Raw genomic sequence first — 22,940 nt, 5'->3', positions numbered from 1 at the left:
ACCGACATGGACGCCACCCGCCAGCGGGCCGAGCAGGCCGTGACCGACGTCGGCAGCACGGTCGGGCGGGCGGACGAGCTCGTCGGCCGGGCCGAGGGGATGGTCGGCCGGGCGGAGCCGCTGCTCGCCGACTACGAGCCGGCCCTCGTCGCGCTGGCGCCGTCGCTGCGGCGGCTGGCGGCCGAGTTCGACGCGACGGAGGTCGACGCGCTCATCACGCTGATCGACCGGCTGCCGCAGGTGCTCGGCCACCTGGACGACCAGGTGCTGCCCGCTCTCAAGGGACTCGAGAACGTGGGCACCGACGTCCACGACCTGGTCGACACCGTGCAGGACATGCGGCAGATCGTGAAGGGCTTCCCCGGCTCGAGGTTGTTCCGCCGCCGCGGCGCCGAGGAGATCGCGGAGGACGAGGCGCGCGAAGGCGCCGGCGGCTGAGCCGGCGCCCTCGCCGCCCGTGGGTCAGGAGTCCTGCGCGGGCTCCGACGCCCCGGGACCCGGGCCGGTCTCGGTCGGGTACCCCAGGGCCCGGACGACGTCGCCGATCCGCTCGAACGTCTCGCCCTGCGGCAACCGCTCCAGCTCGGCGACGACGACGTCGGGCGCCCGGTGGTCGCGCGCGGCCTCGACCAGGTCGGGTCCGCTGCTCGGGAAGTCGGCCCGGTCCAGCCAGCGCGACAGCTCGGCGCGGGCCACCACGGCGTCCTCGTCCATGCCCACCGGCGTCCCGCCGACGAGCGTGCCCGCCGGGTCCGCGTCGATGTCCGGCTGCCCCTCGGCGACCGGCTCCACCTCGCGCCACTCGTGCGCCCGGGTGGCCCGCTCGGCCTTGAGCATGCCCTGGACCTCGTGCTCGAGCTCCTCGTCGAGCCGGGGGTTGTGCTTGGTGCTGCGCGAGGACGCGCCTGCGGACTCGGTCACGTGTGCCTCCTGTTGATCGGGCCCGGCAGCGCCGGGCCGTGGGTCCGTCCGCGAAGGATCAGGCCTCGTCGAGAGCGCCGGGCTTGTGCACCGCGGTGCGCCCGGACTTGTCGCTGCGGACCTCGTACTGCGGGTCGTCCTTGCTGGCGCGCACGGTGCGACCAGAGGCCTCGGTGTCGGACGTGATCTTCTTCTCCACCGTGCCCTCGGTCTTCGACCCGTGGCTCTTCCAGGCGACGTGGTCGCCCTTCTCGAAGTCGTCGGCCATCGTCTTCTCCTTCGTCGGACGGTGCTGCCCCTGCCGGTGCCCGCAGCGCGGTGCGCACACACATCGGAGGCCCGATCGCCTGCCCGCCTACGCTCGGACGACGTGACCACCGCGAACGACGCCGCCCTCGTGGACGGTCTGCGCCCGGTCGACGTCCTCACCGTCGTCGCGGTCACCGACGTGACCCCCTCGGTCCGCCGGGTGACGCTGTCGGGGACGCCGGACGCCGTGGCCGCCGCCGGGCCCACGGTGAACCTGCTGGTGCCGCGGGTGGACGATGCCGCTCCCCGCTGGCCGCTCCTCCAGCGCGACGGCCGCGTGGTGTGGCCCGACGGCAGCCACGGCGTGGCGCTGCGCAGCTACACCGCCCGCCGGCAGGACCCGGCCGTGGGCGAGGTGGACATCGACTTCGTGCTGCACGGCGACGGCCCGGCCGCGTCCTGGGCCGCCGCGGCACGCCCCGGCGCCCTGCTCGGCGTCGCCGGCGCCGCCTCGCTCGCCGAGCGCCCGGCCCGGTGGCTGCTCCTGGTGGCGGACGAGACGGCGCTGCCCGCGGTGAGCCGCATCCTCGCCGCCGCTCCGACCGGCACCACCGGGATCGCGTACCTCGAGGTCGCCGGCCCCGAGGAGGAGCAGCAGCTGGCCGGCCCGCCGGGGGTGGAGCTTCGCTGGCTGCACCGGGGCGCCACCCCGCCCGGGGAGAGCACGCTGCTCGTCACCGCCGTGGCCTCGCTGGAGCGGCCCCCGGGCGACGACGTGTTCGCCTGGGTGGGCGCGGAGTCGGCCGCCGTGCGCGCCATCCGCGCCGACCTGCGCGGGCGCTGGGGGCTGGGCCGGGCCCAGCACCACGCGATCGGCTACTGGCGGCGCGGGCGCGCCATGGCGCCTGCCGGCTGACCCGGGCATAGGAAGCAATACCTGCGTTCCGAGGGCTCCGGACGTAGGGAAAGCTTCCTATGCCCGAGTCGTCCAGGGAGTTCACAGGTAGCGTCCAGACCCACTGCAGCCGGCGCGCCCACCCTGGGTGCATGTCGACGGCACCGGCGCACGCCCCCGGAGGAACGATGTCCGGCACCCAGCCCACCGGGCGCACCGCCCCCGAGGCCCGCCTGCTCGTGGTGGACGACGAGCCGAACATCCGCGAGCTGCTCTCGGCGAGCCTCCGCTACGCGGGCTTCGAGGTGGCCACCGCCGCGGACGGCCAGCAGGCCCTCGCCCTGGCCGCCTCGTTCCGGCCGGACCTGCTGGTGCTCGACGTGATGATGCCCGGGCTGGACGGCTTCGGCGTCGTCCGGCGTCTCCGTGAGAGCGGCCGCCACACCCCGGTGCTCTTCCTCACCGCCCGGGACGCCGCGGAGGACAAGGTCTCCGGCCTGACGCTCGGCGGCGACGACTACGTCACCAAGCCGTTCAGCCTGGACGAGGTCGTGGCGCGCATCCGCGCCGTGCTGCGGCGCACCGCCGGCGCGCAGCGGGCCGCCGAGGCCCCACGGCTGACGTTCGCCGACATCGAGCTGGACGAGGAGAGCCACGAGGTCATCAAGGCCGGCGAGGTCATCAGCCTCTCCCCCACCGAGTTCAAGCTGCTGCGCTACCTGATGGCCAACGCCGGGCGGGTGCTCTCCAAGGCGCAGATCCTCGACCACGTGTGGAACTACGACTTCAACGGCGAGGCCAACGTCGTCGAGTCCTACATCTCCTACCTGCGCCGCAAGATCGACACGACCGAGCCGCGGCTGCTGCACACCATCCGGGGGGTCGGGTACACGCTGCGGCTGCCGCGGGGCGCATGACCGTTCCTCCCGCACCGGTGCGGGGCCCACGGGTCCCGCTCCGGGTCACCCTCGTCGCGCTGACGGTGGCGCTGCTGAGCGTCGCCCTGCTGGCGACCGGGCTGGCCACCACCTCGCTGCTGCGCGACTACCTGCAGGACCAGCGGGACGCCGAGCTGGGGCTCTTCGTCGACTACAACCTGCGCCCCGACGTGGCCGCCGCCTGCCGCCAGCCCGGCGACCCCGCGCCCAACCCCTTGTACGTCGCGTGCCTCGCGCCCGACAGCGACGAGCCGGTGGTCCTCGGGGAGCCCCAGGGGCCGCGCGGGGACGACGTGCCCGAGCTGAGCGGCAAGGCGGTGGAGCGGCTCCGGGCGGACAACCGCCCCTTCACCGTCTGGGTCGACGGCGAGCGGTGGCGGATGACCTCGGGCCAGCTGCCCGGCGGGTACACCCTGGTCGTCGGCGACGACAACGCGGGCGTGGAACGGGCCATCTCCCGCCTGGTCCGCATCGAGCTGGTCGTGGGGCTCTCCCTCCTGGTGCTGCTGGGTGCCGCCGGGTACGTGCTGGTGCGCAACAGCCTCCGCCCGCTGGTCGACGTCGAGCGCACCGCCGCCGCCATCGCCGCGGGCGACCTCTCCCGGCGCGTCCCCGTCGGCGACGGGCGCACCGAGGTGGGCCGGCTCTCGACGGCGCTCAACGGCATGCTCGCCCGCATCGAGGCCGCCTTCCGCGCCCAGCAGGCGTCGGAGGAGCAGGCGCGCGGGTCCGAGCACCGGATGCGCCGGTTCGTCGCCGACGCCAGCCACGAGCTGCGCACCCCGCTGACCTCGATCCGCGGCTTCGCCGAGCTGTACCGCCAGGGCGCCGTGCGCTCGGAGGAGGACGTCGCCCGGCTGATGCAGCGCATCGAGGCCGAGGGCGGGCGCATGGGGCTCCTCGTCGAGGACCTGCTGCTGCTGGCCCGCGTGGACCAGCAGCGGCCGCTGTCCGTGGCGCCGGTCGACCTCGCCGCGGTCGCCGGCGACGCGGTGCACGACGCCCGCGCCGTCCAGCCCGACCGGCCGATCAGCCTGCACCTGGACGAGTCGCTCACCGACGTGCCGGTCGTGCTCGGCGACGAGAGCCGGCTGCGCCAGGTGGTCGGCAACCTCGTCACCAATGCGCTCACCCACACCCCGCCGTCCACCCGGGTGCTGGTCTCCGTGGCCGAGGCCCCCGACGACCCGGATGCGCTGCTGCTGCGGGTCGCCGACGAGGGCCCGGGGATGGACCGGGCCGACGCCGAGCGCGCGTTCGAGCGGTTCTACCGGGCGGACGCCTCCCGCACCCGCGCCGCCGGCGGCACCGGCCTCGGGCTGTCGATCGTCGCGTCGCTGGCCGCCGCCCACGGCGGGTCGGCGTCGTTGGAGACCGCGCCCGGCGAGGGCCTCGCGGTGACCGTGCGGCTGCCGCGGAGCGGGCCTTCCGGGGGTGGCGCACCCGCCGCCTGAGGCCGCTTGCGACCATCGCCCGGTGACGACGAACGACGGCGCTCCCGATCCCGGCGCTCCGGCCGACGCCGACCTGATGACCGCCTCGATCGACCTGGCCGCGGCGCTGCGCGAGCTGATCGAGCTCTCGGCGACCACCACGGCGGATGCGACCGCGGTCCGCTCGGCCGCCGAGCTGGTGCGGGCGGCCACCGGGCAGCTCGAGGGCCCCCGCCGGCCGCTGTCCCAGCTGCCGCGCCTGGACGATCCCGCCGCCCGGCGGCGGACGTTCAACCCGGTCAGCGGTGTGGCCAACGGCATGGCCCCGCCGCTGCGGTTCCGGGTGACCGACGGCGTGGTCAGCGCCGAGGCCACGCTCGGCGCGGCCTACGAGGGCCCGCCCACGTTCCTGCACGGCGGGATGAGCGCGCTCTTCATGGACCAGGTGCTGGGTGACACCGCAGCCGTCAACGGGCTGTGGGGCATGACCGCGCACCTCGAGCTGGACTACCGGGGGCCGGTCCCCCTCGGCCGCCCGCTGGCCTTCCGCGGCTGGGTGGAGGAGACCTCGGGCCGCAAGTCGGTCATCGCCGGATCGATCGCGCTGGCCGACGCACCCGACCGGCCGCTGGTCGAGGCGCGCGGGATCTTCGTCATGCCACGACCGGAGAAGCTGGAGAGCTACTTCGGCTCGGTCACCGACGTCTCCGGAGCGCACCGCCCGCCGGGCAACCCCGGGGACGCCACCGTCGTGGAGCAGGTGTGACCGGCGTCGGCCGGGACGTCGAGGTCGCCCAGGCGGCGGCCCGGGCCGCGGCGGATGCGCTGCTGCCGCTACGGACCGGCGGACCGGCGGGGCGCGCGCTGGGCGACGCCGGGGACGCCGCCGCGCAGCGGGCGATCCTCGGGGTGCTCACCGGCGCCCGCCCCGGGGACGCCGTGTTCAGCGAGGAGGCGGTGGACGACGCCCGCCGGCTGACCGCCGACCGCGTGTGGATCGTCGACCCGCTCGACGGCACCCGCGAGTACTCCGACCCGGCCCGTGGCGACTGGGCCGTGCACGTCGCCCTCTGGTCCGGGGGCGAGCTCGTGGCCGCTGCGGTGGCCCTGCCGGCGCTGGACGAGGTGCACGTCACCGACCCGGCTCCCGCACTGCCGCCGCGCCCGGACGGACCGGTCCGCATCGCCGTCAGCCGCACCCGGCCCCCGGCCGAGGCGCAGGCCGTGGCCGACGCGCTCGGGGGCGAGCTGGTGCCGATGGGCTCGGCGGGCTACAAGACGCTCGCGGTCGTGCGCGGGGAGGTCGACGCCTACGTGCACGGCGGCGGCATGTACCAGTGGGACTCCGCCGCACCGGTCGCCGTGGCCCGCGCGGCGGGGCTGGTGACCTGCCGGCTGGACGGGTCGCCGCTGGTCTACAACGCCCCCGATCCCTCGCTGCCGGACCTGGTCGTGGCCCGTCCCGAGCTGGCGCCCGAGGTGCTGGCTGCGGTCGCCCCGGCCCGATAGCGGAGACTGGTCGGGAATCCGCACCGATCCGATCGGGTTGCGCCGGTCGCCGACCCGATCCCTACCCCGTGGAGCATGCGCGCGTGACGACGCCCGACTACCGGCTCAGCCAGCTGGAGACGCTGGAGGCCGAGTCCATCCACGTCATCCGTGAGGTGGTCGCCGAGCTCGAGCGGCCGGTGCTGCTGTTCTCCGGCGGCAAGGACTCCATCGTGATGCTGGAGCTGGCCCGCAAGGCGTTCGCGCCGGCCCGCATCCCCTTCCCGGTCATGCACGTGGACACCGGGCTGAACTTCCCCGAGGTGCTGGCCTTCCGCGACAAGCGGGTCGCGGAGCTGGACGTCCAGCTCGTGGTCGCCTCCGTGCCCGACGCCATCGCCGCGGGCACCGTCAAGGAGGAGCCCAACGGCTCGCGCAACCGCATCCAGACGCCGGTGCTGCTGGACGCGGTCGAGGAGCACGGCTTCACCGCGCTGTTCGGGGGCGCCCGCCGGGACGAGGACAAGGCGCGGGCCAAGGAGCGCGTCTTCTCCTTCCGCGACGAGTTCGGCCAGTGGGACCCCAAGAACCAGCGCCCCGAGCTCTGGGACCTCTACAACGGCCGCATCCACCTCGGCGAGTCGATCCGGGTCTTCCCGCTGTCGAACTGGACCGAGCTGGACATCTGGCAGTACGTCCTGCGCGAGGAGATCGCCATCCCCCCGCTCTACCTCGCCCAAGAGCGGGACGTCGTCGAGCGCCAGGGGATGCTCTACGCGGTCAACGAGTTCATCCGCCCGCGCGAGGGCGAGCAGGTCCAGCGCCGGAGCGTCCGCTACCGCACGGTCGGCGACGCCAACCTGACCGCCGCCGTCCCCTCCACCGCCGCCACGGTCGAGGAGGTCATCGCCGAGATCGCGGTGACCCGCATGACCGAGCGCGGGGCCACCCGCGGGGACGACAAGGTCAGCGACGCCGCGATGGAGGACCGCAAGAAGGAGGGCTACTTCTGATGCCCGCCGTCCTTGCTCCGGCGGCGGTGCAGCACCAGCAGCAGCCGCAGCACGACGGCGAGCAGCAGCAGCCCCGTCAGCCAGCCGGCGAGCTCCGGCGTCCCGCCCGGCCGCGCGCCCAGCAGCCCGCACACCCAGTCCGCCACGGCGAAGCCGACGACGTAGCCCGCGACCACGACGAGCAGTCCCGGGACGGCGAGGAACACGAACACCCGCTGCCTCCCCGGTCGACGGAGACCAGCGTCCGCCACGCCGCCGCCCTGCGCCAGGAGACCGCCCGATGACCGCCGCCCAGCCCGACGCCCCCGTCGACGTCCACTCGGCCGCCGCCGAGGCGGCCGCCGAGATCGCCACCGCGCGCAAGGACATCCTGCGCATCGCGACCGCCGGTTCGGTGGACGACGGCAAGAGCACGCTGATCGGCCGCCTGCTGTACGACAGCAAGGCCGTCTTCGAGGACCAGTACGAGGCGGTCGAGCGGGCCAGCAAGGGCGATTACGTCGACCTGGCGCTGCTCACCGACGGCCTGCGCGCCGAGCGCGAGCAGGGCATCACCATCGACGTCGCCTACCGGTACTTCGCCACCCCACGGCGCACGTTCATCCTCGCCGACACCCCCGGCCACGTGCAGTACACGCGGAACATGGTCACCGGCGCCTCCACGGCGGACCTCGCGATCGTGCTGGTCGACGCCCGCAAGGGCATGCTCGAGCAGAGCCGGCGGCATGCCTTCCTCGCCTCGCTGCTGCGGGTGCCGCACCTGGTCGTCGCCGTCAACAAGATGGACCTCGTCGACTGGTCGGAGGAGACCTACGAGGCGATCCGCGACGAGTTCACCGCGTTCGCCGCCAAGCTCGACGTGCCCGACCTCACCGTGGTGCCGATCTCGGCGCTGCACGGCGACAACGTCGTCCGCCGGTCCGAGAACACGCCCTGGTACCAGGGCTCGTCGCTGCTGCACCACCTCGAGCACGTGCACGTCGCCAGCGACCGCAACCTGGTCGACGTCCGGTTCCCGGTGCAGTACGTGATCCGCCCGCAGTCCGACGCGCACCACGACTACCGCGGCTACGCCGGGACGGTCGCCAGCGGCGTGCTGCGCCCCGGCGACGAGGTCCAGGTGCTGCCCAGCGGCCTGACGACGACGATCGCCGGCATCGACGGGCCCCGCGGCCCGGTCGAGGAGGCGTTCGCCCCGATGTCGGTGACCGTGCGACTGGCCGACGACCTGGACGTCTCCCGCGGCGACCTGATCTGCCGGCCCGCCAACGCCCCGCACGTGACGCAGGACCTCGACGCGCTGGTCTGCTGGATGACCGACGAAACGCTGCGTCCCCGGCAACGGCTGGCCGTCAAGCACACCACCCGGTCGGTGCGGGCGGTGGTCAAGGAGCTGCAGTACCGGCTGGACGTGAACACGCTGCACCGCGAGCAGGACGCGACCGAGCTCGGCCTGAACGACATCGGCCGGGTGCTGCTGCGCACCACCCAGCCGCTGTTCGTGGACCAGTACTCGCGCAACCGGGTGACCGGGCGCTTCATCCTCGTCGACGAGGCGACCAACGCCACCGTCGGCGCGGGCATGCTGGTCCCCGGCAGCTGACCCCTCCCGGCCCGGCCGGTGGCGTCCTGGCTCACCTGACAGGGTCCTGGCTCACCGCCGACCGTGAGCCAGGACCCCGAACGACCAGGTGACCTGATCAACAAGGGGTCAGCGGAGCGCGACCGGGAGCACCTCGAAGCCGCGCAGGGTCTGCAGGTTGCGGCGCACCGGGCGGCCGGCCACGCGCAGGCCCGGGAAGCGCTCGCCCAGCGCCTGCAAGCCCACGGCGCCCTCCAGCCGGGCCAGCCCCGCGCCCAGGCAGTAGTGGATGCCCCCGGAGAACGCCAGGTGCTCCCGCGCGTTGGCCCGGGTGACGTCGAACCGCGCCGGGTCGGGGAAGACGTCGGGATCGCGGTTCGCCGCGCCCAGCAGGAGGGTCACCCGCATGCCGGCGCCCACCCGCCGGCCGGCGAGCTCGACGTCCGCGCGCGCCGTCCGGCCGGTCAGCTGCACCGGGCTGTCCAGCCGCAGCACCTCCTCGACGGCATCGTCCCAGCTCGCCTCGCCGCAGCGCAGGGCGTCCCACTGGTCGCGGTGCGCGTCCAGCAGCACCACGGCGTTGCCCAGCAGGTTGACCGTGGTCTCGAAGCCCGCGCCCAGGAGCAGCAGCACCGTGGCGTGCAGCTCCCGGTCGTCGAGCGCCTCGTCGGGCGGCAGGGTGACCAGCCGGCTGACCAGGTCGTCGCCGGGCTCCCGGCGGAGCCGCGTGAAGTGCTCGCCGAGGAAGCGGTGCATCGCCCGCAGCGCCCGCTCCGCGGCCAGGAAGCGGCCCAGCGGCAGGCCCGGGTCGAGGGTGGCGGCCGCCGCCGCGCCCCAGCGGAGGAAGTCCTCGCGGCGCGCGACGGGGACGCCCAGGAGCTCGGTGATGACGAGCACGGGCAGCTGCGCCGCGTAGGCCTCGACGAGGTCGACGACGCCGTCCCGGCGCTCGAGGTCGTCGAGCAGTCGCTCGGCGGTGCGCCGGACGGCCGGCTCGAAGGCCGCCGTCGCCCGCGGGGTGAAGGCGCGGCTGACCAGCCGGCGGAACCGGGTGTGGTCGGGTGGGTCGACGACGAGCATGGACGGCGGTTCGGCCACCCCGGCGGCGGCAGGGTCGTCGCCGAACTCCAGCGCCCAGCGGACGACCCGCGGGGCCGTCGAGCGGTCCCAGCCCACGCCGAAGCGGTCGCTGCGCAGCACCTCCTGGGCCACGGGGTGGGACGTCGTGACGAGCCCCAGGCTGCTGCCGGTGAGCGGTCCGCGGGCGCGCAGCTCCTCGTACAGCCCGTAGGGCTGCTCGCGGAGGGCCGGGTCGCGCATCAGCCGGCCGACGGCGTCACCCCGGCGGGCGCTGCGGGAGAGGTACACCGCCGGCAGGCCGTGCCGGACCGCCCAACGGGCCGCGGTGCGGGAGGGCCGGCTCAGCTGCTCCGCTGTGGCGCTCATCACCGCAGTGTGCCAACGCCGGGCCCGGACGCGGCACCGCCCCCGGCCGGGGAACGGGACGGGGGCGGTGCGGGGTCGGTGCGGGGCGCTCAGGCCTGGTCGCCGGGGGCCGGTGCGGACCCCGGGTCGCCGTCCCAGTCCTTGCCCGCGACGTCGGCGTTCTCCGACGCGCTGTCGGTCTGGCCCGCCACGGTCTCGATCATCTCCTCGTCGGAGACGTCCTCACCGGCGGCGTGGGTGTTCGGCTCGCTCATCGCGCGGTCCCTTCCTTCGGCTGGCTTCCTCCTCGCCGGTCCCCGATCGGCGAGCGCGGCAAACCAGCCGGTGCGTCACAGCCGGGGCGGGCGCAGCTCGAACCACACGCGCTTGCCGTCGCGGTGGTCCTCGCAGCCCCACCGGTCGGCGAGCACCTCCACCATGAGCATCCCCCGGCCCCGGGAGCGGTCCGGGGAGAACGGCTGCACCGCTGGGCGGGCGGGCGAGCAGTCGACGACGGCGAGGCGCAGCCAGTCCTCGGACAGGGTCGCCTCCACGGTGAGGCAGGCGGTGCCGCCCACGTGGTCCACCACGTTCGCCACCAGCTCGGTGACCAGCAGGGCGGCGTCCTCGTGGTCCTGGCGGGCGCCCCAGGACCGCAGCAGCTCGCGGACCAGCCGCCGGGCCACCGGCACGCTGGCGGCGACCGGGGGGAGGTCGAGGCTGGCGCTGAGCGTGGACATGCGGCGTTCCGTTCTGGCAGTGGGCGAGGGAGCAGCGGGAAGGCCCATCGCTGACGACATCGGCAGGGCGGCCCAGGAACTCAATACGTTGCCCACGACTATCCCCAGCGCCACCAGAATGCGCAACCCCCATTGCATGCAACCGCCGCTGCATGCAACACGCGTTACATCTAGACTGCGCACGTCCTTGTCGCCTACACCTCGAGGAGCGCGCATGAGTGCCCCCCGGCCATCCGGAGACGACACGGCACTCGATGCGCTCGAGGAGCTCGTCCGGCGCATCGACGAGTCGGTGGACGAGCTGGCCAGGGCGCGGGCGCGCGCCGAGGCGCTGCTGGCCGCCCGCCGGGCCGGCCGGCCGTGGCTGGAGCTGGTCACCGAGGAGTCCCGCCCGCTCGTCGTGGAGAGCATCTCCACGGTGCTGTCCTGCCTGGCGACCGCCGGTTCCCAGTGGCGCCGCGAGGAGGCGGCGGCCCTGCAGCGCGAGCAGGTGAGCATCAACCGGATCGCCGCCCTCTTCGGGGTCACCCGGCAGCGCATCTCGGCGTTGCTGAAGGAGAACGGGGCCGGGCCGGGGTCCTAGACGCCGATCGCGTCGATCGCCTTGTAGATCCGCTGCTCGGACACCGGGCGGGGCGTGCCCACGTTCTGGGCGAACAGCCCCACCCGCAGCTCCTCGAGCATCCAGCGCACCCGGGTCACCGGGTCGTCCGGCGCCCCGGTCGGGGGCACCTGCCTCCGCAGCTGCTCGTACTCCGCGGTCACGGCCGCGACCTGCTGCATCCACAGCTCGTCGCGCACCGCGTTGGCCGGCAGCTTCTCCAGCCGGTGCGCCATCGCCGTCAGGTACCGGACGACGTCGGGCAGCCGGCGGCGGCCGGTCGCGGCGACGAAACCCCGGTGCAGCAGCCCGGTCATCTGCCGCCGCAGGTCGGCCACGGCCGCCTCGGGCACCCGGCGGGCGGGCGCGCCGCCGATCGCGACCGCCACCTCGCGCGCCCGGGTCAGCACCGCCTCGACGCGCCCGACCGTGTCGACGGTGAGCCGGTGCAGCTGCCCCTTCGCCGCGGCGACCAGGGCGTCGAAGGAGGCCGCGTCGCGGGGCGGCCCCCCGGCGGCGGCGATCAGCTCGTCGGCGGCGGCGTCCACGCAGTCGGCGACCAGGTCGGGGATCTCGCCGTCCGGGTTGAACTGCAGGGCCAGCCGGGTGGCCGGGCCCAGCCCCTTGACCACCTGCTTGACCGGCGAGCCCGCGACCAGGACCAGCAGCCGGCGGGCGCCGCGCCAGGTCAGCCGGGTCGCCTCGGCCTCGGTCGGGACGACGCGGATCCCCACCGTCGTCCCCTCGTCCACCAGCGCGGGGTACGCCGTGACGACGTGGGCGCCGCGACGCACCTCCACGGTGCGGGGCAGCTCGCCGAACTCCCAGGACGTGCACCCGGTGCGCTCGAGGTCCGAGGCCGCCCGCGCCAGACCGGCCCGGGCCTGCGGGGCCACCTGCGCCCTGAGCGCGGCGAGGTCCTTGCCGGTGGCCAGGGGCCGGTGCTGGTCGTCGAGCACCCGGAAGGTGGCGCGCAGGTGGTCGGGCACCTGACCGGGCTGCCACGCGTCGGGCGGGACCACCACGCCCGCGGCCCGGCGCAGCTCGCGCTCCAGCGCCGGCAGCAGCGGCTCCCCCGGGTCGATCCCGGGCAGCACCGCCCGCACCCGGTCGGGGATGGGCACCAGCGCCCGGCGCAGGCCCTTGGGCAGGGTGCGCAGCAGCGCCGTCACCAGCTCCTCGCGCAGGCCGGGCACGGTGAAGGCCAGCGACTCCCCCGACGTCCGCTGGGCCACCGAGTCCAGCACGCCCAGCGGCACGTCGACCGTCACGCCGTCCTCGGCGCTGCCGGGGGCGAACGCGTACGACAGGGGCAGCGTGAGCGCCTGGGACAGCCGCACCTCGTCGGGGAAGTCCTCCGGGCGGACCTGCGCCGCAGCGGCCGCGTTGGTGAGCATCTCCGGCGTGAAGGTGAGCGGGTCGGGCTGCTCGTGCCGGGCCCGCTTCCACCACGTGTCGAAGTGCCGGGTGGAGACGACGTCGGCGGGGACCCGCGCGTCGTAGAGCTCGAACAGCGTCTCGTCGTCGACGCCGATGTCGCGCCGGCGGGCGCGCTCCTCCAGCTCCGCGACCCGCTCGATCGCCCGCTGGTTCTCCGCCCAGAAACGGTGGTGGGTGGTCCACTCCCCCTGCACCAGCGCATGCCGGATGAACAGCTCCCGGGAGACGACCGGGTCGATGGAGCCGTACTGCACGCGACGGCCGACCACCAGCGGCAGCCCGTACAGGGTGACCCGCTCGGTGGCGACGACGGAGCCCCGCTTGGCGTCCCACCGCGGCTCGGAGTACTGGCGCTTGACCAGGTGGTCGGCGAGCTTCTCCACCGTCTCGGGGTCGATGCGGGCGACCGTGCGGGCGAACAGCCGGCTGGTCTCGATCAGCTCCGCGGCCACCACCCAGCGCGGCGGCTTCTTCGCCAGCGGCGTGCCGGGGGCGAGCACGAAGCGGGTGTTCCGCGTGCCCAGGTACTCGCGGCCGGGCCGACCGGGCTTCCCGTCCCGCGTCTTCACCGCCTCCGCCTGCATGCCGACGTGGCTGAGGAGGCCGGCGAGCAGGGCGGCGGTGATGCCGCGCTCGTCAGGCTCGGTGGCGGCGCCGTTCAGCGTCATGCCGAGCCGGCGGGCGGTGCCGCGCAGCTGGCCGTGCAGGTCCTGCCACTCGCGGATGCGCAGGTAGTGCAGGAACTCCCGCTTCACCGTGCGGCGGAACTGGTTGCCGGACAACGCCTCCTGCTGCTCACCGAGGTAGCGCCACAGGTTCAGCAGGGCGAGGAAGTCGGAGTTCTCGTCGGCGAACCGGGCGTGCATCTGGTCGGCCGCCTGCTGGTGCTCGGTCGGCCGCTCGCGTGGGTCCTGGATGGTCAGCCCGGCCGCGATGACCAGCACCTCCTCCAGCACACCGCGCCGGTCGGCCTCGACCACCATGCGGGCCATCCGCGGGTCCAGCGGCAGTGCGGCCAGCGCCCGGCCGGTCGGGGTGAGCCGGCCGTGCTCGTCGAGCGCGTGCAGCTCCTCGAGCAGGGCCAGCCCGTCGGCGACCGCCCGCCGGTCCGGGGGGTCGACGAAGGGGAAGTCCTCCACCGCGCCGAGGTCGAGCGCGGCCATCTGCAGCAGCACCGACGCCAGGTTGGTGCGCAGGATCTCCGGGTCGGTGAACTCGGGGCGGGACTCGTAGTCGGCCTCGGGGTAGAGCCGGATGGCGATGCCCGGCCCGAGCCGCCCGCAGCGACCGGAGCGCTGCCGGGCCGAGGCCTGGCTGACCGGCTCGATCGGCAGCCGCTGCACCTTCGTGCGATGGCTGTACCGGGAGATGCGCGCCGTGCCGGGGTCGATGACGTAGCGGATGCCCGGCACCGTCAGCGAGGTCTCGGCGACGTTGGTGGCCAGCACGATGCGCCGGCCGGTGTGCGGGGCGAAGACCTTGTGCTGGTCGGCCGCCGACAGCCGCGAGTAGAGGGGCACGATCTCGGTGCCCGGCAGCGCGCGGTCGGCGAGCGCGTCCTGGGTGTCGCGGATCTCCCGCTCGCCGGCGAGGAACACCAGGATGTCACCGGGCCCCTCGGCCACCAGCTCGTCGACGGCGTCCAGGATCGCCGTCACCTGGTCGCGGTCCTCGTCGGAGTCCGGGTCGTCCGGGTCGACGACCGGGCGGTAGCGCACCTCGACGGGGTACGTGCGGCCGCTGACCTCGATGATCGGCGCGCCCGCGAAGTGCGCAGCCACGCGTTCGACGTCGATCGTCGCCGACGTGATCACCAGCTTGAGGTCGGGACGCCGAGGCAGCAGCTGGGCCAGGTACCCCAGCAGGAAGTCGATGTTGAGGCTCCGCTCGTGGGCCTCGTCGATGATGATCGTGTCGTACTGGCGCAGCAGCCGGTCGTGCGCGATCTCGGCCAGCAGGACGCCGTCGGTCATCAGCTTGACCAGGGTCGCGTCCGACACCTGGTCGTTGAAGCGCATCTTGTAGCCGACGGTCTCGCCCAGCGGCGTCCCCAGCTCCTCGGCGATCCGCTCGGCCACGCTGCGCGCGGCGATCCGCCGGGGCTGGGTGTGCCCGATCCGCCCCCGCACGCCCCGGCCGAGCTCGAGGGCGATCTTGGGGAGCTGGGTGGTCTTGCCCGACCCGGTCTCGCCGGCGACGACGACGACCTGCGCGTCCCTGAGGGCGGCGGCGATGTCCTCGCGCCGCGCGCTGACCGGCAGGTCCTCGGGGTAGGAGATCGCCGGCACGGCCGCCCGGCGCCGGGCGATCCGCTCCTCGGCAGCGGCGACGTCGGCCGCGATGCGCTCGCGCTGCCGCTCGCGGGCACGCGCGTCCCTGGTGCGGCGCAACCCGTCGAGCCGGCGGCGCAGCCGGTGCTCGTCGGCCAGCGTCAACCCGGACAGCCGCGACCGGAGGTCGTCGTGCGGTGCGCTCACGGTTTGTCCCGGCGTCCTCTCCGTGCGATGGCCCCGCGGCCCTGACCGGACGGCGGGCAACCCGCCCAGGATCCCACCTCCGGCGCCGTGGCCGGGGACACACGACCAGATCGATGCATGCGCCTAGCAACAAGGTGTAGGTTGCATGCAGTTTCCTTAAGGCACGCGAGGTTCCCCATGTCGACGTCCCCGTCCGAGGGGCGCCGCGATTCCGGGCTGCTGGCGCTCAGCGAGCAGATGCCCCGGTTCATGCGGCTCATCCACGGCATCAAGGCCCAGCACACGGCCGAAGGTGGCCGTGACCGGGCTGCGTCGGTCCTGCTCTTCCCGCTCCAGCGACTGGGGCCGTTGCGGCAGAGCGCGCTGGCCGAACTCGTGCACGCCGACCCGTCCACCATCAGCCGGCACATCACCCTCCTGGTCGAGCGCGGACTGGTGGTCCGCGTCGCGGACGAGTCCGACGGCCGGGCCAGCCGGCTGGTGCTCACCGACGCCGGTCACAGCGAGCTGGACGAGCTCCGCGCCGAGCGGGTGGCCTTCCTGCGCACCGTCGTCGCCGACTGGACCGACGACGAGCTGGCGACCTTCACCGGGCTCTTCGACCGGCTGCTCGACGGCATCGCCGCCACCCTCCCGAACGACCAGAACCCCGCTTCCTCCCGGACGGTGTCCGCATGACCTCCACCCGCAGCACCGCAGCCGAGCGCAGGGGCGCCCGTGCAGCGGCCGCCGCACCCGACGCGAGCGGCGTCTTCAGCCACCGGCAGATCGTCACGATCCTGGCCGGTCTGATGGTCGCGATGTTCCTGGCCGCCCTGGACCAGACCGTGGTCGCCACCGCGATCCGCACGATCGCGGACGACCTGCAGGGCTACGACCTCCAGGCCTGGGCGACCACGGCCTTCCTGATCACGTCGACGATCGCGACACCGCTGTACGGCAAGCTCTCCGACATCTACGGCCGACGGCCGTTCTACCTCTTCGCGATCGTGATCTTCGTGGTCGGCTCCGCGCTGTGCGGCCTCGCCGACACGATGTACCAGCTGGCCGCGTTCCGCGCGGTGCAGGGCATCGGCGCCGGTGGCCTGATGTCGCTCGCCCTGGCGATCATCGGCGACATCGTGCCGCCGCGGGAGCGCTCGCGGTACCAGGGCTACTTCATGGCCGTCTTCGGCACCTCCAGCGTGCTGGGCCCGGTCATCGGCGGCTTCTTCGCCGGCCAGGGCTCGCTGCTCGGCGTCGACGGCTGGCGCTGGATCTTCTGGATCAACGTGCCCCTCGGGCTGCTCGCCTTCGCCGCGGTCTGGCGGGTGCTGCACCTGCCGCACGAGAGCCGCCCGCACCGGATCGACTGGCCGGGCGCCCTCGCGCTGATGACCTTCCTGGTGCCGCTGCTCGTCGTCGCCGAGCAGGGTCGCGTCTGGGGCTGGACCTCCTCCGGTGCGGTCACCTGCTACGCCATCGGCGCCGTCGGTTTCGCGCTCTTCGTGCTGGCCGAGCGGGCCTACCGGGACGACGCGCTGCTGCCCCTGCGGCTGTTCCGCAACCGCAGCTTCGCCGTCAGCGGCATCGGCTCGATCGTCATGGGCGCCGGGATGTTCGGCGGGCTGCTGCTGCTCCCGCAGTACCTGCAGATCGTGCAGGGCTCCAGCGCGACCGTGGCCGGGCTGCAGATGATCCCGCTGGTCGCCGGCATCATGGTCGGCGCGATGAGCTCGGGCATCGCGATCTCGAGGACGGGGAAGTACAAGGTCTTCCCGCTGGTGGGCATCGCCCTCATGGTCACCGCGCTGCTGTCCATGTCCTTCCTGGTCGGCGCCGACACCTCGGTGTGGACGCTGGTGCCGTTCATGGTGCTGCTGGGCCTGGGGCTGGGCTTCAACTTCCAGCCGGTCATCCTCGCCGTGCAGAACGCCGTCTCCCCGCGGGAGATGGGCGTGGCCACCTCCTCGGTCACGTTCTTCCGGCAGATGGGCGGCACCATCGGGACGGCGGCGTTCCTGTCCATCCTGTTCACCCGGCTGCCGCAGGACATCGACGCCGCCGTCCAGGACACCGTGCGGGCCAACCCGGAGCTGGCCCCGCAGTTCCAGCAGCTCGGCGCCGGCAGCGGGGGTGCCCTCGACGACACCTCCTTCATCCAGGAGCTGCCGGCCGCGCTGGCCGAGCCGTTCAAGGTCGGTTTCTCGAACTCGATCGACCTGGTGTTCCTCATCGCCGCCGGCGTCGTGGCGGTCGGGTTCCTCGTCTTCCTGTTCCTCCCCCAGCTCGCGCTGAGCACCCAGTCGGGCATCCAGGCCCGGCAGGGCCAGGCGGCCGGGACGGCGACCAGCGACCCCGGTGACCCGGCCGAGGAGGCGACCGAGGCCGTGGGCGCGGCCGCACCCACCTCGGTCCCGCCGCCGGTGGGGCAGCCGGGCGGCACCCCCCGCGCTCCCCGCTGACCCCGGCAGCCGACGACCCCTTCCCGCACCGCGGGAGGGGGTCGTCGCGCGCCATGGGACGGCACCCCGGGGCGGTGACCCCGAGCGGGACATCCCGGCCGGCCGGATGTCCGCCCCAGGGCCACCGCCGGGGCAGCCCTCCCGTCAGGGCTGGAAGACCGCCCGCACGCAGCTGTCGTCCTCGTCCTCGAACAGCTGCGACCGCTCGGCGCGCGGCATCACGTCCGGGCCGGTCCGTGCTCCTCGGATCGGCTGCGGGCGCTCCCCGCCTTGCCCCCGCCGGGCCGCCGGGCAACCGGCCTAGTGTGAAGTGGTTCGCACCTCGCCGCCGTACCCGCGCCTGGAGATCCCGTGCCGTCGTCGTCGCTGATCCTGTCCCGCCGTGACCTGGACTTCCTGCTCAACGAGTGGCTCGACGTCGAGTCCCTGACCAAGCGGGCCCGGTTCACCGAGCACTCGCGGGAGACCTTCGACGCGGTGCTGGACCTGGCCGAGCAGATCGCCACCGAGCACTTCGCCCCGCACAACCGCAGGGCCGACGAGAACGAGCCGCGGTTCGTCGACGGCAAGGTCGAGCTGATCCCGGAGGTCGCCGAGGCGCTGCGGGTCTTCGCCGACGCCGGGCTGATGGCCGGCGAGTTCGACGAGGAGTTCGGCGGCATGCAGCTGCCGCACGTGGTCGGGCAGGCCGTCTTCGCCTGGTTCAAGGCGGCCAACGTGGGCACCTCGGCCTACCCGTTCCTGACGATGGGCAACGCCCGCCTGCTGCTGGCGCACGGCAGCCGCGAGCAGATCGACACCTTCGTGGCGCCCGAGATCGAGGGCCGCTGGTTCGGCACCATGGCGCTCTCCGAGCCGCAGGCCGGCTCCTCGCTCGCCGACATCACCACCAGGGCCGTTCCCCAGGACGACGGCACCTACCGGCTCAGCGGCAACAAGATGTGGATCTCCGGCGGCGACCACGAGCTGACCGAGAACATCGTGCACCTGGTGCTGGCGAAGATCCCGGGTGGCCCGCCCGGGGTGAAGGGCATCTCGCTGTTCATCGTCCCCAAGTTCCTGGTGGACGACGACGGCTCGCTGGGCGAGCGCAACGACGTGGTCCTGGCCGGGCTCAACCACAAGATGGGCTACCGGGGGACGACGAACACGCTGCTCAACTTCGGCGAGGGCGTGCACACCCCGGGCGGCCGGCCCGGCGCCGTCGGCTACCTGGTGGGCGAACAGCACAAGGGCCTCACCTACATGTTCCACATGATGAACGAGGCCCGGATCGGCGTCGGGATGGGCGCCACGGTGCTGGGCTACACCGGCTACCTGCACGCGCTGGAGTACGCGCGCTCCCGCACGCAGGGCCGCCCGGCCGGCGCCAAGACCACGGCATCCACGGACGTCGCCTCCCCGATGGTGCCGATCGTCGAACACCCGGACGTGCGCCGGATGCTGCTGGCCGCCAAGAGCTACGCCGAGGGCGGGCTGGCGCTGGGGCTCTACTGCGCGAAGCTGGTCGACGAGGAGCAGACGGCGGAGACCCAGGAGGAGCGGGACCGCGCCCACCTGCTGCTGGACATGCTCACACCGGTCGCCAAGGCGTGGCCCTCGCAGTGGGGCCTGGCCGCCAACGACCTCGCCATCCAGGTGCACGGCGGCTACGGCTACACCCGCGACTACCCGGTCGAGCAGTTCTACCGGGACAACCGGCTCAACCCGATCCACGAGGGCACCCAGGGCATCCAGTCGCTCGACCTGCTCGGCCGCAAGGTCGTCATGCAGGGCGGCGCCGGGCTCGCACTGCTGGGCGAGACGATCAGCGCGACGACCGCCCGCGCCGCCGGGACGCAGTGGGCGGGCTTCGCCGCCGACCTCGACGCCGCGGTGGCCCGGATGGGTTCGGTGACGGCGACCCTGTGGGGCACCGGCGACCCCGACCTGGCCCTGGCGAACTCGCACGTCTACCTGGAGGCCGCCGGGCACGTCGTCGTCGCCTGGCTGTGGCTCGAGCAGGCGCTGGCCGCCGAGGCGGGCAGCACCGACTTCCACGAGGGCAAGCGCGCCGCGGCCCGGTACTTCTGGCGCTGGGAGCTGCCCCGCACGCGGGCCTGGTTCGATCTGCTGGAGTCGCTGGACCGCACGGTGCTCGACGCCCGCGACGCCTGGCTCTGAGACGACGACGCCCCGCCGTCCAGCAGGACGGCGGGGCGGTCGAACTCCTTCTCTCAGGCGCGCACGGCCCCCACGGACTCGGAGCCGGCGTGGCGCGCCTTCGCGGCGCGGGTCGCCGCGCGCTGCTCCTTCTCGTACCGGGCGGTGGACTGGGTGCCCATCGCGATGACCAGGGCCGTCAGGACCAGGAACCCCAGCAGGGTCACGGCCGGCCACAACATCATCAGATCGCTCTCCTCGCAGAACTCGCGGATGCCGCCACCGGGTCACGGGAAGCGGCACGTCGTCGGGGCTCACTGTCCCCCGATCGACGCCGTCTCAATCGTCGGTTCCGAGAGTTCACCTGAGGGGGTGTGACACGTTGCACAGCCGTCACCCGCGCCGAGCGGGTATGCCCGGCGTGGTTGCATCAGGACGTGCCCGAACCCACAGCAGCCCCCGGGATCGGTGCAGGTCGCGGCACCCGTCCGGTGGCGCTGGTCCTGGCGCTCTCCCTCGGCGTCACCACGCTCTCGCTGCTGCAGAGCCTGGTCGTCCCGGCGCTCGGGCGGATCGAGGAGCAGCTCGGCGTCTCGCCGAGCGCGGCCGGCTGGGTGCTCACGGCCAACCTGCTGGCCGCCGCCGTCCTGACCCCGGTGCTGGGGCGGCTCGGTGACCTGAGGGGCGCGCGCCCGGTCATCCTGGGCATCCTGGTCGCGGTCGCGCTGGGCACCCTGCTGATCGTCCTGACGGAGTCGCTGCCGCTGCTGCTGGTCGGCCGCGTCCTCCAGGGCGCGTCCTACGGCCTCTTCCCGCTGTCGATCAGCGTGCTGCGCCGCGAGCTCCCCGAAGCCCGGCTCAGCGTGGCGATGTCGGTGGTGAGCAGCACGCTGGCCGTCGGCGGCGTCGCCGGCCTGGTCGCCACCGGGCTGCTCACCGGGGACGGCGGCGACTACCGGCACGCCTTCTGGCTCGGGCTGGGCATCACCCTGCTCGCCCTCGTGCTCGCCGCCTGGCTGCTCCCCCGTCGCCCGGCCTCCGCCCGCGGGCGGATCGACTGGTGGGGTGCGCTGGTGCTGGGCATGGGCCTGGTGCTCCTGCTGCTGCCACTCTCCCAGGGCCCCACCTGGGGCTGGGTGTCGCCGGGCACGATCGGCTGCGGGATCGGGGCGGTCGCCGTCCTCGCGGGGTGGGTGGTGCTGCAGCGGCGGACCGCGGAGCCGCTGGTGCGGCCGGCCATGCTCACCGACCGGCGCACCGTCGTGCCCAACGTGGCCGGCGTCATGAGCGGTATCGCGCTGTTCGCCTCCTTCCTCGCCGTCCTGCAGTACGTGCAGGCCGACCCCGCGGTCACCGGGTACGGGTTCGACGCGAGCGTCCTGGAGGCGGCGGTCGTGTACCTGCTCCCCGGCGGGGTGGTGGGCATCCTGCTCGCGCCGTTCGCGGGCCGCGTCGTCGGCCGCGTGGGGGGCCTGCCCACGCTGACTGCAGGGGCGGTGTTCGGGGTGGCGGGCTTCGGGCTGCTCGCCGGGGCGCGCGGTGAGCCGTGGCTGGTCATCGTCGCCGGCCTGCTCACCCAGGTGTCGGTGACCGTGGCCTACGCGGCCCTGCCCGCGCTCGTCGTCGACGCCGTCCGGGAGGACGAGACGGGCGTGGCGAACGCGGTGAACTCGATCGCCCGTTCGGTGGGCCAGGCGCTGGGCAGCACGCTCGCCGTCACGCTGATCGCGGGCACCCTCGACCCGGCCACGGGCCTGCCGCGGGCCCTGGCCTTCACGCTGGTCGCGCTCATCGGGGTCGGCGCCTCCCTCGTCGTCGTGCTCGTGGCCCTGATCGGCATGCGCGGCGACCGGCGCGGGGCGCCGCACCGGCGCCGCGACCCGCTCGCCGACGTGGAGGAGGCCACCGCGGGCGCCGGTGAGTGGTCGCCGGTCTCCGGGGTGCGCTGAGGGCGTCGCGCACCGGCGTGATCGAACCGCTACGGGCGCGTCCGGCATGGAACGGCTCCGTCCGGGGCATCGAGAGGCGCGACCGCCCTCGTCCCCGGAGGACCTCCCATGGCTCGATCCACCGGCTCGTCCAGCCGCTCGAAGGCTGACACGCGCTTCACCGACAACCGCGCAGGCGGCGATCCCGCACCGCAGGACGACAACGTCAGCGGCACGCGGGCCGACTACGCGCCCACCGGCGCCGACCCCAAGCCCACGACGGGCGGCACGCTCAAGCGCACGCTCAAGGAGTTCAGCGAGGACGACCTCACCGACTGGGCGGCCGCGCTGACCTACTACGGCGTGCTCGCGCTGTTCCCCGCGCTGACCGCCCTGGCCGCCGTCGTCGGCCTCTTCGCGACTCCCCAGCAGCTCACCGACGCCCTCACCGCGGTGGTGCCCCAGTCCGCGGCGGAGACCCTCAACCCGGTGATCCAGCAGGTCGCGGGGAACAACAGCACCGCCGGCTTCGCCCTCGTCCTCGGTCTCGTCGGTGCGCTGTGGACCGCGTCGGGCTACGTCGGCGCCTTCACCCGGGCCGCGAACATCGTCTACGAGACGCGCGAGGGCCGTAAGATCTGGAAGCTCAAGCCGCTGCAGATCCTGATCACCCTGGTCGGCATCCTGTTCGCCGCGCTCATCGTGGCCATGCTGGTGCTGAGCGGCCCGGTGGTCGACGCGATCGGGCAGGCGATCGGCCTGGGCAGCACCGTGCTGACCATCTGGACGTGGGCCAAGTGGCCGGTCATCCTCGTGGTCCTCGCGCTGATGATCGCGGTGCTCTACTACTCGACGCCGAACGCCAAGCTGCGCGGCTTCAAGTTCGTGAGCCCCGGTGCCGGAGTCGCCATCCTGGTGGCGGTCGTCGCCTCGGCCGCCTTCGCCTTCTACGTGGCGAACTTCGGCAGCTACAACGCCACCTACGGGGCGCTCGCCGGCGTGGTGATCTTCCTCATCTGGTTCTGGCTGATCAACCTGTCGCTGCTGTTCGGCATCGAGCTCGACGCCGAGGTGGAGCGCACCAAGGAGCTGAAGGAGGGCGTGCCGCGGGCCGAGAAGGAGATCCAGCTCGACGCCCGCGACGAGCCCAAGGACAAGCAGACGACGTAGACGCGGCACCGCCCACCGACGGCCTCCTCCCGTTCCGGGAGGGGCCGTCGCGGC

General features: G+C 73.9%; 21 protein-coding genes and 1 pseudogene. 14 read left to right on the top strand and 8 right to left on the bottom strand.

All coding sequences use genetic code 11. The features are described from left to right. Window positions 1–438 (top strand): annotated as a pseudogene (locus BMW62_RS11510) (hypothetical protein); the annotation flags it as partial. 24 nt (window positions 439–462) lie between these two features. Here BMW62_RS11510 and BMW62_RS11505 read toward each other — a convergent pair. Next, entirely contained in the window at window positions 463–921 is a 459-nt protein-coding gene (locus tag BMW62_RS11505; protein ID WP_091931005.1) for a DUF2795 domain-containing protein, read from the bottom strand. A 58-nt stretch (window positions 922–979) separates the two neighbouring features. Then, complete coding sequence (locus tag BMW62_RS11500; protein WP_091931004.1) at window positions 980–1,189, bottom strand: hypervirulence associated TUDOR domain-containing protein; 210 nt, start codon at window positions 1,187–1,189, stop codon at window positions 980–982. 102 nt (window positions 1,190–1,291) lie between these two features. On the opposite strand from BMW62_RS11500, the gene BMW62_RS11495 reads away from it, so the two are divergent. The 6 genes from BMW62_RS11495 (at window position 1,292) to cysD (ending at window position 6,937) form a co-directional block, all read left to right on the top strand. After that, window positions 1,292–2,086, top strand: a complete 795-nt coding sequence (locus BMW62_RS11495) for a siderophore-interacting protein (RefSeq protein WP_091931003.1) — start codon at window positions 1,292–1,294, stop codon at window positions 2,084–2,086. A gap of 167 nt (window positions 2,087–2,253) precedes the next feature. After that, window positions 2,254–2,982, top strand: coding sequence for a response regulator transcription factor (locus BMW62_RS11490; protein ID WP_091931002.1), 729 nt, complete (start codon window positions 2,254–2,256; stop codon window positions 2,980–2,982). Then, window positions 2,979–4,457 (top strand): sensor histidine kinase, encoded by a 1,479-nt coding sequence (locus BMW62_RS11485; RefSeq protein ID WP_091931001.1) that lies wholly within the window; start codon window positions 2,979–2,981, stop codon window positions 4,455–4,457. Before BMW62_RS11490 ends, BMW62_RS11485 begins: the two co-directional genes overlap by 4 nt. 22 nt (window positions 4,458–4,479) lie before the next feature. Next, window positions 4,480–5,202, top strand: coding sequence for a PaaI family thioesterase (locus BMW62_RS11480; RefSeq protein WP_244523984.1), 723 nt, complete (start codon window positions 4,480–4,482; stop codon window positions 5,200–5,202). After that, complete coding sequence (locus BMW62_RS11475) at window positions 5,199–5,945, top strand: inositol monophosphatase family protein (RefSeq protein ID WP_091930999.1); 747 nt, start codon at window positions 5,199–5,201, stop codon at window positions 5,943–5,945. Before BMW62_RS11480 ends, BMW62_RS11475 begins: the two co-directional genes overlap by 4 nt. A gap of 83 nt (window positions 5,946–6,028) precedes the next feature. Next, window positions 6,029–6,937 (top strand): sulfate adenylyltransferase subunit CysD, encoded by a 909-nt coding sequence (gene cysD / locus BMW62_RS11470; protein WP_091930998.1) that lies wholly within the window; start codon window positions 6,029–6,031, stop codon window positions 6,935–6,937. Here the strand turns inward: cysD and BMW62_RS11465 are convergent. Next, window positions 6,928–7,149 (bottom strand): hypothetical protein, encoded by a 222-nt coding sequence (locus BMW62_RS11465; protein WP_091930997.1) that lies wholly within the window; start codon window positions 7,147–7,149, stop codon window positions 6,928–6,930. The two genes, cysD and BMW62_RS11465, sit on opposite strands and share 10 nt — an antisense overlap. A 68-nt stretch (window positions 7,150–7,217) precedes the next feature. Here BMW62_RS11465 and BMW62_RS11460 point away from each other — a divergent pair, with 68 nt between their 5' ends. Then, the gene (locus BMW62_RS11460; protein ID WP_091930996.1) at window positions 7,218–8,540 is read left to right on the top strand and encodes a sulfate adenylyltransferase subunit 1; all 1,323 of its coding nucleotides are present in this window, start codon (window positions 7,218–7,220) and stop codon (window positions 8,538–8,540) included. Between the two features lie 108 nt (window positions 8,541–8,648). Here the strand turns inward: BMW62_RS11460 and BMW62_RS11455 are convergent, their stop codons facing one another. The 3 genes from BMW62_RS11455 to BMW62_RS11450 form a co-directional block, all read right to left on the bottom strand. Beyond that, the gene (locus BMW62_RS11455) at window positions 8,649–9,965 is read right to left on the bottom strand and encodes a cytochrome P450 (protein ID WP_091930995.1); all 1,317 of its coding nucleotides are present in this window, start codon (window positions 9,963–9,965) and stop codon (window positions 8,649–8,651) included. An 89-nt stretch (window positions 9,966–10,054) separates the two neighbouring features. After that, on the bottom strand, window positions 10,055–10,219 hold the full coding sequence (locus BMW62_RS22630; RefSeq protein WP_170852344.1) for a hypothetical protein: 165 nt from the start codon (window positions 10,217–10,219) through the stop codon (window positions 10,055–10,057). 75 nt (window positions 10,220–10,294) lie between these two features. After that, complete coding sequence (locus BMW62_RS11450) at window positions 10,295–10,684, bottom strand: ATP-binding protein (protein ID WP_091930994.1); 390 nt, start codon at window positions 10,682–10,684, stop codon at window positions 10,295–10,297. Window positions 10,685–10,898: 214 nt separating this feature from the next. Between BMW62_RS11450 and BMW62_RS11445 the strand changes: the two genes are divergently transcribed. Next, a complete protein-coding gene (locus BMW62_RS11445; RefSeq protein WP_091930993.1) occupies window positions 10,899–11,267 on the top strand; it encodes a hypothetical protein in 369 nt (122 codons plus the stop codon). Here BMW62_RS11445 and hrpA read toward each other — a convergent pair. Beyond that, window positions 11,264–15,202 (bottom strand): ATP-dependent RNA helicase HrpA, encoded by a 3,939-nt coding sequence (gene hrpA, locus BMW62_RS11440; RefSeq protein WP_091930992.1) that lies wholly within the window; start codon window positions 15,200–15,202, stop codon window positions 11,264–11,266. The two genes, BMW62_RS11445 and hrpA, sit on opposite strands and share 4 nt — an antisense overlap. A gap of 177 nt (window positions 15,203–15,379) precedes the next feature. Here hrpA and BMW62_RS11435 point away from each other — a divergent pair, with 177 nt between their 5' ends. The 3 genes from BMW62_RS11435 (at window position 15,380) to BMW62_RS11425 (ending at window position 19,809) form a co-directional block, all read left to right on the top strand. Continuing rightward, window positions 15,380–15,880, top strand: a complete 501-nt coding sequence (locus BMW62_RS11435) for a MarR family winged helix-turn-helix transcriptional regulator (protein WP_091930991.1) — start codon at window positions 15,380–15,382, stop codon at window positions 15,878–15,880. Then, window positions 15,877–17,646, top strand: a complete 1,770-nt coding sequence (locus BMW62_RS11430) for an MDR family MFS transporter (protein ID WP_091930990.1) — start codon at window positions 15,877–15,879, stop codon at window positions 17,644–17,646. The genes BMW62_RS11435 and BMW62_RS11430 overlap by 4 nt, the downstream gene beginning before the upstream one ends. A gap of 351 nt (window positions 17,647–17,997) precedes the next feature. Further along, the gene (locus BMW62_RS11425; protein ID WP_091930989.1) at window positions 17,998–19,809 is read left to right on the top strand and encodes an acyl-CoA dehydrogenase; all 1,812 of its coding nucleotides are present in this window, start codon (window positions 17,998–18,000) and stop codon (window positions 19,807–19,809) included. Between the two features lie 53 nt (window positions 19,810–19,862). Here BMW62_RS11425 and BMW62_RS22625 read toward each other — a convergent pair whose 3' ends face one another. Next, window positions 19,863–20,033: a hypothetical protein gene (locus BMW62_RS22625; protein WP_170852343.1), complete on the bottom strand. Its 171-nt coding sequence runs from the start codon at window positions 20,031–20,033 to the stop codon at window positions 19,863–19,865. A 192-nt stretch (window positions 20,034–20,225) separates the two neighbouring features. Between BMW62_RS22625 and BMW62_RS11420 the strand changes: the two genes are divergently transcribed. Then, the gene (locus tag BMW62_RS11420; RefSeq protein ID WP_244523983.1) at window positions 20,226–21,737 is read left to right on the top strand and encodes an MFS transporter; all 1,512 of its coding nucleotides are present in this window, start codon (window positions 20,226–20,228) and stop codon (window positions 21,735–21,737) included. A 108-nt stretch (window positions 21,738–21,845) separates the two neighbouring features. Next, entirely contained in the window at window positions 21,846–22,886 is a 1,041-nt protein-coding gene (locus tag BMW62_RS11415; RefSeq protein WP_091930988.1) for a YihY/virulence factor BrkB family protein, read from the top strand. The last annotated feature ends 54 nt before the right edge of the window (window positions 22,887–22,940 follow it).

The sequence above is a fragment of the Blastococcus sp. DSM 46786 genome, from assembly GCF_900109665.1.
In the GTDB taxonomy this organism is placed as follows: domain Bacteria; phylum Actinomycetota; class Actinomycetes; order Mycobacteriales; family Geodermatophilaceae; genus Blastococcus; species Blastococcus carthaginiensis.
The sequence above is the reverse complement of the archived record's forward strand: the minus strand, read 5'-3'. Positions and strand labels throughout refer to the sequence as shown.

Coding starts and splice junctions, on each gene's coding strand:
- BMW62_RS11435 (WP_091930991.1), top strand. CDS start 15,380: ATGTCGACGTCCCCGTCCGAGGGGCGCCGCGATTCCGGGCTGCTGGCG.
- BMW62_RS11430 (WP_091930990.1), top strand. CDS start 15,877: ATGACCTCCACCCGCAGCACCGCAGCCGAGCGCAGGGGCGCCCGTGCA.
- BMW62_RS11450 (WP_091930994.1), bottom strand. CDS start 10,684: ATGTCCACGCTCAGCGCCAGCCTCGACCTCCCCCCGGTCGCCGCCAGC.
- BMW62_RS11485 (WP_091931001.1), top strand. CDS start 2,979: ATGACCGTTCCTCCCGCACCGGTGCGGGGCCCACGGGTCCCGCTCCGG.
- BMW62_RS11415 (WP_091930988.1), top strand. CDS start 21,846: ATGGCTCGATCCACCGGCTCGTCCAGCCGCTCGAAGGCTGACACGCGC.
- BMW62_RS11460 (WP_091930996.1), top strand. CDS start 7,218: ATGACCGCCGCCCAGCCCGACGCCCCCGTCGACGTCCACTCGGCCGCC.
- BMW62_RS22625 (WP_170852343.1), bottom strand. CDS start 20,033: ATGATGTTGTGGCCGGCCGTGACCCTGCTGGGGTTCCTGGTCCTGACG.
- BMW62_RS11500 (WP_091931004.1), bottom strand. CDS start 1,189: ATGGCCGACGACTTCGAGAAGGGCGACCACGTCGCCTGGAAGAGCCAC.
- BMW62_RS11490 (WP_091931002.1), top strand. CDS start 2,254: ATGTCCGGCACCCAGCCCACCGGGCGCACCGCCCCCGAGGCCCGCCTG.
- BMW62_RS11445 (WP_091930993.1), top strand. CDS start 10,899: ATGAGTGCCCCCCGGCCATCCGGAGACGACACGGCACTCGATGCGCTC.
- BMW62_RS22630 (WP_170852344.1), bottom strand. CDS start 10,219: ATGAGCGAGCCGAACACCCACGCCGCCGGTGAGGACGTCTCCGACGAG.
- BMW62_RS11455 (WP_091930995.1), bottom strand. CDS start 9,965: ATGAGCGCCACAGCGGAGCAGCTGAGCCGGCCCTCCCGCACCGCGGCC.